This is a genomic window from Arthrobacter sp. K5 (assembly GCF_040448525.1).
In the GTDB taxonomy this organism is placed as follows: domain Bacteria; phylum Actinomycetota; class Actinomycetes; order Actinomycetales; family Micrococcaceae; genus Arthrobacter; species Arthrobacter globiformis.
Genome location: NZ_CP159279.1, coordinates 2,783,197 through 2,798,236, shown reverse-complemented (window position 1 = coordinate 2,798,236; position 15,040 = coordinate 2,783,197). Strand labels below are relative to the sequence as shown.

Here is a 15,040-nt window from a genome sequence, read left to right as displayed (position 1 = left end):
GTGTGGCGGGCCTTTGTGGGGACGGGCGCCCGGAATAAGGGTGAACGGGCGTTTACCCTTCGAGTGAACCATTGTTCACCCCTGGCTGGCAAGGCGCCGGGGCGTTAGTCCTGCCACTTCGGGCAATTACGTGACGCAAACCTTTCGTAATCTTCGGAAGGATAGGCTAGCCTTACTTGGGTTCGCTTCATTCACCTAAGGAGTTCCGTGACTTCCCCCCTCTTCCCCGGCCGTTCGGCCGTTCCCGGCGGTTCCGCTGCCGCTGGCACCACGCGCCGCTCCCTCCTCAAGACCGCCGGCAAGGCCACCGCCGTCCTCGCCGCCGCGGCTCTTTCCCTGACTGCATGCTCCACCGGTCCGGCCTCCACCGCTTCGGAAACCAGCGCCGCATCGTCCGCCAGCGCCCAGTTCCCGGTGACCATCAAGCACGTCTTTGGTGAAACCACGATCAAGGAGCAGCCCAAGCGCGTCGTCACCGTCTCCTGGGTCAACGACGACGTTGCAATCGCGCTGGGCGTGGTCCCGGTGGGCGTGCCCAAGAACGAATGGGGCGGCAACGCCAAGGGCTCCACGCCGTGGAAGGACGCCGCGCTGGAGAAGCTCGGCGCGGGCTTCGGTTCGGACAAGGCGCCGGTCCAGTTCTCCGAGGCCGACGGCATCAACTTCACTGAAATCGCCAAGCTCAACCCGGACGTCATCCTGGGTGCCTACTCCGGCCTGACGGAGGAGGACTACAAGAAGCTCAGCGAAATCGCTCCCGTGGTTGCGCATCCCGAGCTGGCCTACGGCACGTCCTGGCAGGACTCCACGAGCATCATCGGCAAGGCGCTGGGCAAGGAAGCCGAGGCCACGAAGCTGATCGCCGACACCGAAGCCACCATCAAGGACAAGGTCTCCGCCTACCCGCAGCTCGAGGGCAAGAGCTACATCTACGGCAACCTCGAGCCGGCCAAGAGCGACGGCGTGAACGTATACACCGCCAACGACAACCGCCCGCGCTTCCTCAGCGAGATCGGCATGAAGCTCGCCCCGGTGGTGGAGGAGAACTCGAAGGGGTCCAAGGAATTCTTCATCCCGTGGTCCGCCGAAAAGGCCAACGAGCTCGAGTCCGACATTTTCGTGACCTGGGTTCCGGACGCCAAGACCACCGAATCCATCAAGGCCGACCCGCTGCTGGGCCAGATCCCGGCCATCAAGAACGGCGCCATGGTCGCGGACTCGGACAACACGCTCACCCTGTCCATCTCGGCCTCCTCGCCGCTGAGCCTGCCGTGGTCGCTGGACACGTTCCTGCCGCAGCTGGCTAAGGCCGCAGACGCGGTCAAGTAAGCCCGGTCACGTAAGCAACCTCTGATGACACCGAGCACGACGCCGGCCCCCGCCACCCGGCCCGAACGTACACTTGGGGCCCCTGCGGCTGCAGCCATGGGGCCCCAGCTGTCCGTTCGCGCCCAGCCTGCGCGCAAGGTCCGCGGGCCGCGCGCAGCCTGGCTGCTGGCCGCCGTCGTCGTGCTCGTTGTTGTCTGTTGCGCCTCACTTGCCGTCGGCGCGCGGGGCCTGTCCCTGGAAACCGTGTGGCAGGCCCTGTCCCAGTTCAATCCGGCGGACGGCGACCATGCCGTGGTGCACGCCCGGATCCCGCGGACCGTGCTGGGCCTGCTCGCCGGTGCGGCGCTGGGCCTGGCCGGTGCCGCCATGCAGGGCGTGGCACGCAACCCGCTGGCGGACCCGGGCATCATCGGCGTCAACGCCGGCGCCGCCCTGGCCGTGGTCACCGGAATCCACGTCTTCGGCGTCTCCTCCCTGACCGGCTACATCTGGTTCGCCTTCATCGGCGCGGCCGCTGCCGCCGTCGTCGTTTACCTCATCGCGTCCATGGGCCGGGACGGCGCGACGCCGGTCAAGCTCGCCCTGGCGGGTGCCGCCCTGAGCGCGGGGCTGTTCTCCCTGATGAACGTCATCCTGGTTTCCAGCCAGGACACCCTGGACCGCTTCCGGTTCTGGCAGGTGGGCGGCATTGCGGGGCGCGACTGGTCCGTGGTGCTGCCCGGCCTGCCGTTCCTCATCGTGGGGGCACTGATCGTGCTCCTGGCCGGACGGGTCCTCAACAGCCTGGCGCTCGGCGACGACGTCGCCCGCGGGCTGGGCCAGAACGTCGGGCTGGCGCGGGCGGTCACCGCGCTGGGCATCGTCCTGCTGTGCGGGTCGGCGACCGCCCTGGCCGGCCCCATCGGATTCGTGGGCCTCGTTGTCCCGCACGCCGTCCGCTCCCTGACCGGCCCCGACTACCGCTGGATCCTGCCGTTCTCCGCCGTGCTTGCGCCGGCGCTGCTGCTCGTGTCCGACGTCGTGGGACGCGTGATCCTGCTTCCCGGCGAGGTTCCGGCTGGGATCATGACGGCCCTGATCGGCGCTCCTGTCTTCGTGTGGCTGGTCCGCCGCGGCAAGGGGGCAGGCCTGTGACTCCGAAGGCCCCCATCCCCATGCGCGAACGGGCAGATAATGCCCGCAAAACCCCGGAAACCGGGCATTATCTGCCCGTTCGCGCTTCGAACCAGAGGCGGACTGTGCTGAACCGGCGGCTGGTGAACCGGACGGCGGTACTGGCCGTCGGCGTCGTGCTGTTGCTGGCTGCCAGCATCCTGCTGGGCAGCTACACCGTGACCATCCCCGACTTCTTCAAGATCCTCGCCGCCCACTTCACCGGCGGCGAGAAGATCCCCGGTGCCAGCTTCATCGTGATGGAGGCCAAGCTGCCGCGGGCGGTCATCGGCACGCTGATCGGCCTGGCCTTCGGGCTCTCGGGCGCGCTGTTCCAGACCATGCTCCGCAACCCGCTGGCCAGCCCGGACGTGATCGGCATCAGCTACGGGGCCAGCGCCGCAGCCGTCCTGGCCATCGTCGTATTTGGTGCCTCGGGTGCTGTGGTGTCCGGTGCCGCCCTCGGCGGTGCGATGGCTGTGGCGGCGCTGATATACGGCATTTCCCGCAGCGGATTCCTGGGCCTCGGAGGCGGCAGCCGCGGGAACGCCGCCGGCAGCCGCCTCATCCTCGCCGGCGTCGGCATCGCCGCCGCGCTGCACGCCATGGTCAGCTTCCTCATGACCCGGGCCGACATCCGCACCGCCGCGGAGGCGCTGATCTGGATCAATGGCTCGCTCAACTCCGCCAGCTGGGACCGTGCGGGCGTGCTGGCCCTGACGCTGATGGTCCTGGTCCCGGCCGCCGCCGTGCTGGCCGGGGCGCTGCGCATCCTCGAACTGGGGGACGACGCCGCCGCGGGTCTCGGCGTGCGGGTGGGTGCCTCCAGGCTGGGTCTGGTGCTCACCGCCGTCGCGCTGGCGGCAGTGGCGACGGCGGCTGCCGGGCCGGTGGCATTCGTCGCCTTCCTTGCCGGCCCCATCGCGCGCCGCTTCACCGGCCGCTCCAGCCTCCCGGCGTCGGCCCTGGTGGGCGCCCTGATCGTCCTGGCGGCGGACTACTTCGCCGCCAACATCGCCCCGCTGCTGCTGGACGGCACCGTCCTGCCGGTCGGCGTCGTCACCGGCGCCCTCGGCGCCCCGTTCCTGCTGTGGCTCCTGGTCACGTCCAACCGAAAGGATGCCTGATGGCTGTTCTGCAAGCCCGGGACCTCACGCTGCAGTACGATCAGCGCCGGGTCGTGGAAAACCTCACGGCGGAGATCCCCGAGGGCAGGGTGACCATGATCGTGGGCGCCAACGCCTGCGGAAAATCCACGCTCCTGCGCGGCCTGTCCCGGCTCCTGAAGCCCGCCGGCGGCACCGTCACCCTCGACGGCAAGGACATTCACTCGCGCCCGGCGCGGGAGCTGGCCCGCACCCTTGGCCTGCTCCCGCAGCACCCGACGGCGCCGGACGGCATTACCGTCCGGGACCTGGTGGGCCGCGGGCGGTACCCGCACCAGGGCTTCTTCCGCAGCTGGTCGGAGAAGGACGACGCCGCCGTGCAGCGGGCGCTGGAAGCCACCGAAACGTTGGAGCTCGCCGGGCGGAACGTCGACGAGCTCTCCGGCGGGCAGCGCCAGCGGGTGTGGATCGCCTTGGCGCTCGCCCAGGAAACGGACGTGCTGCTGCTCGACGAGCCCACCACCTACCTGGATCTGGCGCACCAGGTTGAGGTTCTGGACCTGGTCACCGACCTCAACCGCCAGCGCGGCACCACCGTGGCGATCGTGCTGCACGACCTGAACCTTGCCGCGCGTTACGCCGACCATGTCATCGCCCTGAAGGCCGGGCAGATCGTGGCCGAGGGCGCATCGTCCAGCGTGATCACCGAGGAGTTGGTCCGGAACGTTTTCGGGCTGGAATCCCGGGTGGTCCCGGACCCGGTGTCCGGCACCCCGCTAATCATCCCCCTCGGCAGGCACCACGCTGACCCAAAAGTTTCGACCACGACCCTGGAGATGGCCTCATGAGCGCAGCACAGAACAGTTCCGCCCGCACCTCCGTCACGGACCGTCCCGGCCTCGCCACCGAGCCGATGACCCTGGCGTTCGATGTCACTGTCTCGGCCGTGCAGGAGCTGAGCCCGAACTTCCGGCGCGTGACGTTCGGCGGCTACTCGCTGCGCGACTTCGGTGTCCACGGGGACAGCCTGGACCTGCGCATCAAACTCATGATCCCATCGCTGTCGCCGGACGGGGGCCGGATTCCGCTGCCGAAGTTCCGGATGGAGGAGAGCGGCTGGTACCAGGAGTGGCTGGCCATGGATCCGGCCACTCGGGGCTCCATGCGCACCTACACCGTCCGCCAGTCCCGGCTGGACGCCGTCTACCCGGAGATCGACGTCGACTTCGTGATGCATTTCGACGCCGACGGCAACGGTGGTCCCGCGGCGAACTGGGCGCTGACGGCCAAGCCGGGTGACGCCCTCACCCTGATCGGGCCGAACAACCGGGCGGCGCACTGCATCACCGCGGAAACGTATTCGGGCATCGAATGGCGGCCGGGCCTGGCCGGGCGTGTGCTCCTGGCCGGCGATGAGACGGCTGTCCCCGCGATCAGCGCCATTCTCGAAAGCCTGCCCGACTACATGACCGGGCACGCCTTCCTGGAAGTGCCGGAGGCCGGCGACTTCATGGACCTGGAAACGGCGGCCGACGTCGAAATCACCTGGCTGGCGCGCGGCGCCTCGATCGGCAGGTCCCGGCCGCACGGCGAACTCCTTCAGGAAGCGGTCAGGGCGGCCGTCCCCGTGCCGGGCTGGGTGGGCATCAAGTCCGCCGAAGCCGCCGGTCCGGAACCCGACGACGTGAACGTTGACCAGGAGATCCTCTGGGAAACCCCTGCCCGCCTCGACGCCGCCGCTGTCAGCGCCACAAAGAACCCCGACAAGCCCGCGGGTGCCTTGCCGTTCTACGCGTGGATCGCCGGCGAGGCGGGTGTCATCAAGGAGATGCGGCGCTACCTGGTCCGCGACGTCGGGATCGACCGGAAGCAGGTGGCCTTCATGGGCTACTGGCGCCAGGGCAAGGCCGAGCTCTGACCCCGGACGCTCCCTCACCTTTTGCCGCCTAACCCCGGACGCTTCCTCACCTTTTGCCGCTTCAACCCGGACGCTCTCTCACTTTTGGCTGGTTTCCCCCCAACGCTCTCTCATCAGAAAACCAACGGTGAGAGAGCGTTTAGAGGATTTTTGCAGGAACTGAGAGAGCATCGGTGTTCATCTGGGGTTTCCTTGGATGTTGCCCCGTGTGTGTAGTTTGCCGGGGTGGGTGTCTCTCCATTGCTTCCCGACCGGGGCCGGCGGGTGTTTGTCGCCGTCGGGGATTCCTTTACCGAAGGCGTGGGCGACCGGAGTTCCCGGATGCCGAACGGCGTGCGCGGCTGGGCGGACCGCGTGGCGGAGAAGCTGGCGAAGGCAGAACCCGGCTGGCATTACGCCAACCTGGCGATCAGGAGCAAGCGGCTACGCCATATCGTGGATGAGCAGTTGGAGCAGGCGATCGCCATGGAGCCCACACTCATCACCCTCTATGCCGGCGGCAACGACATCCTGGACTTCGGCACTGACATGGATCAGCTCCTGGCCCAATACGAGGAAGTGGTGGCCCGGCTGGCGGCCACCGGCGCCACCCTGGTCCTGTTCACGGGGTTCGACGTCAAGGTGTCCGCTGTGCTTGAACCGCTGAAGAAGCGGAACACTCTATACAACCGGCGGGTCCGTGAGCTCGCCGCCAAGTACGGGGCTGTGCTCGTGGACTACTGGTGTTTCGAGGCCTTCCATGACCGCAGGATGTGGGACACCGACCGGCTGCATATGTCCAAGGCCGGGCACAAATACCTCGCGGCGCAAGTTCTGGACCACCTGGGTGTGCCGCACAAGATCAGCCTCAAGGAGTGGGAGCCGCCGGCCAGGACGACGCTCCGCGACTGGGAGCGGCGGCAGCGGCGCTGGGTCAATGACTGGGTGCTGCCGCTGTTTGGCCGCAAGCTCCGAGGCGTCACTCTGGGCGATAGCCTTAGCCCCCGCTGGCCGGAGCCGGTGAAGGTTCCGCGCAAAGGCGGCCTGAAAAAGCTGATGGAGCCGCGCGACTAGTCCAGCAGGTTCTCGAACCCCGGTGCAGTGCGGTTTGCGGCGAATTCAATGACGTCGAAGTCGGCTACGCCGTGCACGTTGAACGGGTCCTTGGCCAGTGACTCGTCGAGGGTCGGACGGTCGGCCCTGGAGAGCAGCACGCCGCCCGTGCGCGGAACCTTGCGGCCGGCGGCGATGAAGACGCCTTCGTCGAAGGCATCCTTCAGCCAGTCCACGTGGGCATCCAGGTGCTGGTCCACGATCTCTTGGGCAACTTTGTAGGTGAGGGAAACTACGTACATGACCGCCAGCCTACCGCCAGAGCCCTGGCCGCCCGGCGACTCGCCGCCGCGGGAACCTGCCTTGAACCGTCAAGCGTTAGTTCTCCTAGGATGGAGTAATGACCGAACCGCGCTGGCTTAACGCCAATGAACGCCGGGCCTGGCTTGCCCTGCTGAGCATCAACACCATGCTGCCCGCGTCGCTCGATACCCAGCTGCATGCCGCCGGCAAGGTGTCGCTGTTCGACTACAACGTCCTGGCGATGCTCTCCGAGGCCGAAGGCCGCTTCCTGCCGATGAGCGAACTGGCGGCACGGACCAGCGCCTCCCTTTCCCGGCTGTCCCATGTGGTCACCAAGCTCCAGAACCGCGGCTGGGTGGAACGCCGGCCGCATCCCGGAGACGCCCGGGTCACCACCGCGCACCTCACCGAAGAGGGCATGTCCACCATCGTGGAGCTGGCGCCGGGCCACGTTGAATCCGTGCGCTCGCTGTTTCTCGATGCCCTGACTGAGCGTGATGTTGCGGACCTCGCCCGCATCGGCGAAAAAATTGTGGCCCGCCTGGACAGCAACCACTGGATCCTCCGCGAGCGGCAGCAGTAGCATCGCCCAGACGGTAGCGGGACCGCGATCGGACCTGTCTTGGTTGCTCCCGGCAACGGGTGGCAGACTTGCTCCCATGGATTTCACGGCCCGCTACGTTGCCCTCGGAGATTCTTTCACGGAAGGAGTGGGCGACGACGACCCGACGCGGCCCAACGGGGTCCGCGGCTGGGCTGACCGGGTGGCCGAGCAGCTGGCCTCGGCCGACCCCGGCTTCGGTTACGCCAACCTCGCCATCCGCGGCCGCAAGCTGCGGCAGATCCTGGCCGAGCAGGTGGACGCCGCCATTGCGCTCAGGCCCACCCTGGTAACCCTCTACGCCGGTGCCAACGACATTCTCCGCCCCAAGATCGACATCGACGACCTGCTCGCGGACTACGAAAAAGCCGTCGGGAAGCTCGCGGCCACGGGCGCCACCGTGGTGCTGTTCACGGGCTTCGACGCGCGGGGCTCGAAGGTCTTCGGCACCATGCGGGGGCGTACGGCCATCTACAACGAACTCGTGCGCGGCATCGCCGGGGACCACGGAGCCCTGCTGGTGGACTACTGGCGCTTCAACGAATACTACGACTGGGGCATGTGGGCCAGAGACCGGATGCACATGTCCGCCGCCGGCCACGCCAACATGGCCAAGCGCGTCCTGACGGTCCTCGAACACGAGCACTCCATCGAGGTTCCACCCATGACCCCTGTCCCGGAGCTGAGCAAGGCGGATGCGCTAAGGGCCAACGCCCGCTGGGTCCGGGAATTCGCCGCGCCGTGGGTGGTCCGGCGGGTCACGGGCAAGTCCTCCGGCGACAACCTCCAGCCCAGGTACGCCCAGCTCACCCGGCTCCAGCTCACCCGGCTCTAGCTCACCCGGCTCCAGCTCACCCGGCTCCAGGCGGGCAAGCCAAACTACCGCCGGAATCCGCCCGTCGCCAGCAGCTCGCCATTTGCACGCACGGCCAGCGCCTCGATGTCCCACATGGCGGTGGCCCGGTTGAGCATCGGAACCCCGCCGGCTACGATCGCGGTTGCCAGAACATCGGCGGTGACCACGTCCGCTGCAGCGACGGAGACCTGCCGGAATTCCGCGGTTCCGGCCGTGACGCTCCAGATATGGTCCCCGCGTTCAGCAGAGCCGGAGGTGGCCAGCGCAACGCGGGTCCCGCCGTCGGCCGTCTTTCCAACCGGCGGACAGGGCGCCGCCCCGCCCAGCGGGAAACCGGCCAGCAGGGTCCTCCGGTCCGCCGGATCAACAATCCCCGCCCGCCACGGCACATCGGTGCCGGGATTGGGGGAGCCGCCGACCAGCACGTCCCCGCCGGCGTTCAGGCACCAGTTGGCCATGCCGAGCGCCAGCAGCGACATGCCGGCTTCCCTGATGGCGTGCCCCTTGACGATTCCGGAGAGATCCAGCGCCCCGTCCGGACGTTCCGGCGTGAACGCACCCTCCGTGAGGAGCCTCCACTCGGCCGCCTCCTCATATCGCGCCCGCATTTCCCCGGAAGCCTCCGGCAGGGCGAGCTCGCCGCGCACCAGCCTGCTCGCCTCTGAATCGGGGCGGTAGAGGCTGAAGATGCTGTCCAGTTCAGTGAAAAGGCGTTCGACGACGGCGGTTGCCGCTTCCAGCTCATCCGCCGCTGCCTGGGGTGCTTTGTGCGCGTCCGCAGCGACGGTCAGGCTGATGACGGTACCCATACAGGTGAAGGTCCGGGCCCGGAGCCTTGGTTCAGAGGTTTGCTGCATCGAGGGCTGCCTGGAGAGAGGTGAGGTAGGCGTCGCTGGTCACGGTGGCTCCACCCACGGTCTGCACGTCAGCGGACTGTGCTTGGAGCACCTCGCTGCGGAGAATGGGGGCGGCGTAATTGCTGATCTGCACGGACCGGCCCTCGGCGTCGGTGAGTTTCAGAGCCGTGACGTCGGTAATCTGCCCAGCCTTCACGGTGATCTGGACCTGCACGGTGCCGAAGCGGGTCTGGACCATATCGCCGTCGTACGTGCCGCCGGCCTTTGCCGCGGCACCCGCGGCTCCCGCCCCGCCGGATGCGCCCGCCGTTCCGGAACTGTCCGTCGTCCCGGACGACGCCGCAGATCCCGACGACGCGGTGCCGCTGCTGTCCGTGGTGCCCGCCCCGGAAGCCTGGTTTCCCGTTGTTGCAGCCGCAACCGCGCTGCGGGTATCGGCCACATGGACACCTGATTGCCAGCCGACCAGGAGGATGCCGGCCGAAGCCAAGGCGGCTGAAACTGCTGCTCTGATTCTCACCAGTCAAACCTTTCGTGATGGAGCTGATCCTCATTGACGCCAGCGGCGCGGGCTGCGTTCAGGACGTTGCCCGCCCAGCGCGAGGGACCGCAGACATAGACATCGGCATGGGCGATTTCCGGAACGTAGTCCGCCAGCGCATACCCGGCGAGGTGCTCTGCGGCCGGAAGCCAGCTGTCAGGTGAGCCGGGGTCCCGTCCGCCGGTCAGGTGGAACAGGGTGGCGCCGCGCTGCCGGCACAGTTCGAGGATCTCCTCGCCCAGATAGAGCTCCTGGCTGCTGTGCCCGCGGAGCAGAACCGTCGCCCGGCCGGGGTCGAAAGGGGTGGTCTCCAGGAGGGCCCGCAACGGCGTAATGCCGATGCCGGCGCCGATCATGACCACGCGGTCCTTGCTGCGCGCCGCGGAGCTGAAGAGTCCGTACGGCCCTTCTATGGCGACCTTCGTTCCGCGCCGGAGCCTGAGCAGTTGCGCCGAGCCCCGGCCGAGACCGCGAACCGTGACCCGCAGCCGCCCCTGCCCGTCAGGTCCGGTCCGCACGGGCTCCGCAGACAGGCTGAACGGATGCGGATGCCACCACAGCCCCGGGGCGAGGAAGCGCCAGATGAAGAACCGCCCGCCGTTGCCGGCCAGCGAACCGAGCTGCAGGCCGCTCATTTCGATATTGACCACCCCGGGAGCGACGGAGGTGACGCGCTCAACCGTGAGCTGATGCCTGAAGGTTGCCCGCACCGGCAGGATGATCCGGTAGTACAGCAGGGCGGCCCCGGTGGCGATGCAGATAACCAGCCAGTACCAGCGCTGCCACGTGCCTGCGGCGAACAGCCCGCCCACGCTGAACTGGTGCGGCAGCGACGTGAGCACAGCTGCATAGGTGAGCAGGTGCACGGCGTACCAGAATTCGTACGGGAAGCGCCGGCGGACCGCCACCAGGGACGTGACAACAACTGCGATGAAGAGTGCCAGGGAGATGAACGCGAGCCACATGTCGGGTACCAGCACCCAGAGCGCCACAGCCTCGCTGACCGGATCAAGCCCTTCTGCCATGCCGTAGCCCACCGCGATGAGGAGCCCGTGGGCCAGTAGCAGGTACAGCGAGGGTTTCCCGAGTTTCCGGTGGAACTCCAGCGCCCGGTCATGCCCAACCGCGCCGTCAATGAACGGAATCCTGGCGGCCAGCAGCAGCATGAGCAGCACCAGGTCCATGCCGGCAAGGCCGGCAACAATGCCCAGCGCCGTGACCAGTCCGGCAGGCGAGGACGCCGCCGTCAGGCCGCCGTCGGCAAGCCAGAGAGCAACCGAGGCGGCCAACGAGGACCATGCCGTCACCGGCAGGGCATCGGCGCGGACGAGTCTGCCCCGGTGCTGTCTGGCGAAGCGGCCGGTCTCCCGAACCGGAGCAGGCCGGCGGTCCGGACGCATCGGGGTGCCGGTCCCGGGGGAGGGCAAGAGCTGTGTGTTCATGGCTCAACATTCCGCTGCGAGCCTTTGACTTTGCTGTGAAGAGCCTTCTTTCCGGATATGTCTTGCCAAGAGGCCCGCTCGACGGCGGGGCCGCGGCATCTGAAGAGGGGCGGGCCGCTCTGCGGCGACCATGACGGTGCCGCGCGGGGGCACCGGGTCATCAAGATCCGGGGCTGCTCTATAACACCGTTCCCCGCTGGATTGGTCTTTAATTCGCGTGTCTCGTAGACTTGGTTGGCGCTAGGTGGCGCGGAGCGTGTGCAATTGCTCCGGTTTGCGGTGGCTGTTGGCAGTTTTCACAGTCCCGGAGGCCGGTAGTTAGGGGCTCAAGTTGCGTGCATTCCTGTATTCGCCCAGTATCCCGGCACGTCGCAGTGGCTTCCACTGCCAGGTGTTCGTGGCTCACCGTATTCCGCCGCAGTAAACCCGGTTCGCCGGTGTCGAAACGAGCGGATGCGTGAAACTGGATGCGGACGCCGCCTGCCGCACGGTGAAGCAGAACTCTGCCCGCCGTTTCATTCATTTTTCAGAGGAGAGTCGTCATGGCAGCACACTGCCAGGTGACCGGAGCCGAGCCGGGCTTTGGACACAGCATTTCGCACTCGCACCGCCGCAACAAGCGCCGGTTCGACCCGAACATCCAGAAGAAGCGCTACTGGGTTCCGTCCCTGCGCCGTAATGTCACTCTGCAGGTCTCTGCAAAGGGCATCAAGACCATCGACGTACGCGGCATCGACGTTGTCGTCGCCGACATCCTGGCGCGAGGAGTGAAGCTCTAGTGGCAAAGGACAAGGACGTACGTCCGATCATCAAGCTCAAGTCGACCGCGGGCACGGGTTACACCTACGTAACCCGTAAGAACCGTCGTAACGACCCGGACCGCCTGGTCCTGAAGAAGTACGACCCCAAGATCCGCCAGCACGTCGAATTCCGAGAGGAGCGCTAAACACATGGCTAAGAAGTCCAAGATTGCTCGCAACGAGCAGCGCAAGGTCATCGTTGAGCGTTACGCTGCAAAGCGCCTCGAGCTGAAGAAGACCCTGGTTGACCCGAACGCGACTGACGAAGCACGCGAAGCTGCACGCCTCGGCCTGCAGAAGCTGCCCCGCAACGCCTCCCCGATCCGTCTGCGTAACCGCGACATCATCGATGGCCGTCCGCGCGGTACCTTCCAGAAGTTCGGTATCTCCCGTGTTCGCTTCCGCGACATGGCTCACCGCGGTGAGCTCCCGGGCATCACCAAGTCTTCCTGGTAATCCAGCACCGCTGATTCCAGCTGCCTGAGGAGGGCCGGCGACCACATGGTTGCCGGCCCTCCTTTGTGTTAACCCGCCCTCGTTCGTGGCGACCGTCGCCGGGTGACGCACCACACATCATTGAATTACGGCGTCGATCCCCGCCTTTTCGGCGCTTGGTACCTGCTTTCCCCCGGAATGACGGGGTTTTCGCTGCAATCGGAGCTGGTTTGCACCCGCACCCCGGGCCGTGTAAAGTCATTCGAGTCGCCGCCGCTGAAGCGGAAAGATAGCGACCGACCCCCTTTCTGACAGCCTGAAAAACGGTGCACTTAGCGGTGTGCCGGACACGGGCCGGGGACCTTCCTGCAAGCGGAAATCGCGGAAACGCTGATTTGCAAAGCTTCGCCGGGTCGGGTAAGTTTGAAAAGTTGCTCCGGAGCGATCCTGAACGTTGGTTTGGGTGGTGCCGGGTGTGTCTGTTGTTTGAGAACTCAATAGTGTGCCAAGTTTGTTGATACCGATTTTTTTATGAATTGGTTGATTGTGCCGGGCTGCCCACCCCCGTGGTGTGGCCTGGTGTTTTTAGCTGGTTTCAAATTTTGTGCAGCCTTCGTTCCTGTTATTTCCGGGGGTGTTGGTTGTGTCTGTTTTACTTCAACGGAGAGTTTGATCCTGGCTCAGGATGAACGCTGGCGGCGTGCTTAACACATGCAAGTCGAACGATGATCCGGTGCTTGCACCGGGGATTAGTGGCGAACGGGTGAGTAACACGTGAGTAACCTGCCCTTGACTCTGGGATAAGCCTGGGAAACTGGGTCTAATACCGGATATGACTCCTCATCGCATGGTGGGGGTGGAAAGCTTTTTGTGGTTTTGGATGGACTCGCGGCCTATCAGCTTGTTGGTGAGGTAATGGCTCACCAAGGCGACGACGGGTAGCCGGCCTGAGAGGGTGACCGGCCACACTGGGACTGAGACACGGCCCAGACTCCTACGGGAGGCAGCAGTGGGGAATATTGCACAATGGGCGAAAGCCTGATGCAGCGACGCCGCGTGAGGGATGACGGCCTTCGGGTTGTAAACCTCTTTCAGTAGGGAAGAAGCGAAAGTGACGGTACCTGCAGAAGAAGCGCCGGCTAACTACGTGCCAGCAGCCGCGGTAATACGTAGGGCGCAAGCGTTATCCGGAATTATTGGGCGTAAAGAGCTCGTAGGCGGTTTGTCGCGTCTGCCGTGAAAGTCCGGGGCTCAACTCCGGATCTGCGGTGGGTACGGGCAGACTAGAGTGATGTAGGGGAGACTGGAATTCCTGGTGTAGCGGTGAAATGCGCAGATATCAGGAGGAACACCGATGGCGAAGGCAGGTCTCTGGGCATTAACTGACGCTGAGGAGCGAAAGCATGGGGAGCGAACAGGATTAGATACCCTGGTAGTCCATGCCGTAAACGTTGGGCACTAGGTGTGGGGGACATTCCACGTTTTCCGCGCCGTAGCTAACGCATTAAGTGCCCCGCCTGGGGAGTACGGCCGCAAGGCTAAAACTCAAAGGAATTGACGGGGGCCCGCACAAGCGGCGGAGCATGCGGATTAATTCGATGCAACGCGAAGAACCTTACCAAGGCTTGACATGGACCGGACCGCCGCAGAAATGTGGTTTCTCCTTTTGGGGCCGGTTCACAGGTGGTGCATGGTTGTCGTCAGCTCGTGTCGTGAGATGTTGGGTTAAGTCCCGCAACGAGCGCAACCCTCGTTCCATGTTGCCAGCGCGTAATGGCGGGGACTCATGGGAGACTGCCGGGGTCAACTCGGAGGAAGGTGGGGACGACGTCAAATCATCATGCCCCTTATGTCTTGGGCTTCACGCATGCTACAATGGCCGGTACAAAGGGTTGCGATACTGTGAGGTGGAGCTAATCCCAAAAAGCCGGTCTCAGTTCGGATTGGGGTCTGCAACTCGACCCCATGAAGTCGGAGTCGCTAGTAATCGCAGATCAGCAACGCTGCGGTGAATACGTTCCCGGGCCTTGTACACACCGCCCGTCAAGTCACGAAAGTTGGTAACACCCGAAGCCGGTGGCCTAACCCCTTGTGGGAGGGAGCCGTCGAAGGTGGGACTGGCGATTGGGACTAAGTCGTAACAAGGTAGCCGTACCGGAAGGTGCGGCTGGATCACCTCCTTTCTAAGGAGCACCTACAGTCTCTGCGGCCCGTGTAGGCGGGTGTGGAGGGGTTGTCAGGAGTAAAGGCCCGTTGCGCAGACGTTTGTTCTGCGGCGGGTGCTCATGGGTGGAATATCAACGGATAGCGGCCGCGTGTTTTTTCCTGTGTTTAGTACGGATGGGTTCCCTGTGGGGGTTTGTCCTGGAACGGTGCGGGTGGGGGATGCGTGGTTTAGTGTTTGGCACACTGTTGGGTCCTGAGGCAACAGGGCCGGGGAGGCTGCGGTTTTTGGCCGTGTTTTCCCGGGGCTTGTTTGTTTCTGGTTTCCTGGCTGCACCGGTCATGCGCGTTGGCCCCTTTGGGGGTTGTGTGTGGGGTGTGTGGTACGGGGTTGTTGTTTGAGAACTACATAGTGGACGCGAGCATCTTTTATAAGAAGCAATTTCCAAGAATATGAACCTGGATCTGGCTGCGCGTGATGATGGCTTCCTTTTTTGGGGGTGGT

The 15,040-nt window shown here is 65.4% G+C and carries 15 protein-coding genes and 1 rRNA gene; 12 read left to right on the top strand and 4 right to left on the bottom strand.

Features of this window, described 5'->3' with window-relative positions; genetic code table 11:
- The first annotated feature begins 207 nt into the window (after positions 1 to 207).
- The 6 genes from ABRP34_RS12625 (at position 208) to ABRP34_RS12600 (ending at position 6,558) form a co-directional block, all read left to right on the top strand.
- The gene (locus ABRP34_RS12625; protein ID WP_353710440.1) at positions 208 to 1,329 is read left to right on the top strand and encodes an iron-siderophore ABC transporter substrate-binding protein; all 1,122 of its coding nucleotides are present in this window, start codon (positions 208 to 210) and stop codon (positions 1,327 to 1,329) included.
- A gap of 96 nt (positions 1,330 to 1,425) precedes the next feature.
- Positions 1,426 to 2,463: an iron chelate uptake ABC transporter family permease subunit gene (locus ABRP34_RS12620; protein WP_353713356.1), complete on the top strand. Its 1,038-nt coding sequence runs from the start codon at positions 1,426 to 1,428 to the stop codon at positions 2,461 to 2,463.
- Complete coding sequence (locus ABRP34_RS12615) at positions 2,460 to 3,608, top strand: iron chelate uptake ABC transporter family permease subunit (RefSeq protein ID WP_353710439.1); 1,149 nt, start codon at positions 2,460 to 2,462, stop codon at positions 3,606 to 3,608. Before ABRP34_RS12620 ends, ABRP34_RS12615 begins: the two co-directional genes overlap by 4 nt.
- Positions 3,608 to 4,435, top strand: a complete 828-nt coding sequence (locus ABRP34_RS12610; protein ID WP_353710438.1) for an ABC transporter ATP-binding protein — start codon at positions 3,608 to 3,610, stop codon at positions 4,433 to 4,435. Before ABRP34_RS12615 ends, ABRP34_RS12610 begins: the two co-directional genes overlap by 1 nt.
- 65 nt (positions 4,436 to 4,500) lie before the next feature.
- Positions 4,501 to 5,505 carry a siderophore-interacting protein gene (locus ABRP34_RS12605; RefSeq protein ID WP_353713355.1) on the top strand — a complete coding sequence of 335 codons (1,005 nt, stop codon included), beginning with the start codon at positions 4,501 to 4,503 and terminating at the stop codon, positions 5,503 to 5,505.
- A gap of 225 nt (positions 5,506 to 5,730) precedes the next feature.
- Positions 5,731 to 6,558, top strand: a complete 828-nt coding sequence (locus ABRP34_RS12600; RefSeq protein ID WP_353710437.1) for an SGNH/GDSL hydrolase family protein — start codon at positions 5,731 to 5,733, stop codon at positions 6,556 to 6,558.
- On the opposite strand, the gene ABRP34_RS12595 is transcribed toward ABRP34_RS12600, so the two are convergent.
- Positions 6,555 to 6,839 carry a YciI family protein gene (locus tag ABRP34_RS12595; protein ID WP_003798565.1) on the bottom strand — a complete coding sequence of 95 codons (285 nt, stop codon included), beginning with the start codon at positions 6,837 to 6,839 and terminating at the stop codon, positions 6,555 to 6,557. The two genes, ABRP34_RS12600 and ABRP34_RS12595, sit on opposite strands and share 4 nt — an antisense overlap.
- 98 nt (positions 6,840 to 6,937) lie before the next feature.
- Between ABRP34_RS12595 and ABRP34_RS12590 the strand changes: the two genes are divergently transcribed.
- Both ABRP34_RS12590 and ABRP34_RS12585 read left to right on the top strand, forming a co-directional pair.
- On the top strand, positions 6,938 to 7,423 hold the full coding sequence (locus ABRP34_RS12590) for a MarR family transcriptional regulator (protein ID WP_003798564.1): 486 nt from the start codon (positions 6,938 to 6,940) through the stop codon (positions 7,421 to 7,423).
- Between the two features lie 76 nt (positions 7,424 to 7,499).
- Positions 7,500 to 8,276, top strand: coding sequence for an SGNH/GDSL hydrolase family protein (locus ABRP34_RS12585; protein WP_353710436.1), 777 nt, complete (start codon positions 7,500 to 7,502; stop codon positions 8,274 to 8,276).
- 44 nt (positions 8,277 to 8,320) lie between these two features.
- On the opposite strand, the gene ABRP34_RS12580 is transcribed toward ABRP34_RS12585, so the two are convergent.
- The 3 genes from ABRP34_RS12580 to ABRP34_RS12570 are packed head-to-tail and all read right to left on the bottom strand — an operon-like array spanning position 8,321 to position 11,137.
- Positions 8,321 to 9,154, bottom strand: coding sequence for an FAD:protein FMN transferase (locus ABRP34_RS12580; RefSeq protein ID WP_353710435.1), 834 nt, complete (start codon positions 9,152 to 9,154; stop codon positions 8,321 to 8,323).
- Positions 9,138 to 9,674 carry an FMN-binding protein gene (locus ABRP34_RS12575; protein WP_353710434.1) on the bottom strand — a complete coding sequence of 179 codons (537 nt, stop codon included), beginning with the start codon at positions 9,672 to 9,674 and terminating at the stop codon, positions 9,138 to 9,140. Before ABRP34_RS12575 ends, ABRP34_RS12580 begins: the two co-directional genes overlap by 17 nt.
- Positions 9,671 to 11,137, bottom strand: coding sequence for a ferredoxin reductase family protein (locus ABRP34_RS12570; RefSeq protein WP_353710433.1), 1,467 nt, complete (start codon positions 11,135 to 11,137; stop codon positions 9,671 to 9,673). Before ABRP34_RS12570 ends, ABRP34_RS12575 begins: the two co-directional genes overlap by 4 nt.
- A gap of 542 nt (positions 11,138 to 11,679) precedes the next feature.
- On the opposite strand from ABRP34_RS12570, the gene rpmB reads away from it, so the two are divergent.
- From rpmB to ABRP34_RS12550, 4 genes are all read left to right on the top strand, one after another.
- On the top strand, positions 11,680 to 11,916 hold the full coding sequence (gene rpmB, locus ABRP34_RS12565) for a 50S ribosomal protein L28 (RefSeq protein WP_003798559.1): 237 nt from the start codon (positions 11,680 to 11,682) through the stop codon (positions 11,914 to 11,916).
- Positions 11,916 to 12,083, top strand: coding sequence for a 50S ribosomal protein L33 (rpmG, locus tag ABRP34_RS12560; protein ID WP_003798558.1), 168 nt, complete (start codon positions 11,916 to 11,918; stop codon positions 12,081 to 12,083). Before rpmB ends, rpmG begins: the two co-directional genes overlap by 1 nt.
- Before the next feature lie 4 nt (positions 12,084 to 12,087).
- Positions 12,088 to 12,393 carry a 30S ribosomal protein S14 gene (rpsN, locus tag ABRP34_RS12555; RefSeq protein WP_003798555.1) on the top strand — a complete coding sequence of 102 codons (306 nt, stop codon included), beginning with the start codon at positions 12,088 to 12,090 and terminating at the stop codon, positions 12,391 to 12,393.
- A gap of 636 nt (positions 12,394 to 13,029) precedes the next feature.
- A 16S ribosomal RNA gene (locus tag ABRP34_RS12550) occupies positions 13,030 to 14,555 on the top strand.
- Positions 14,556 to 15,040 lie beyond the last annotated feature (485 nt).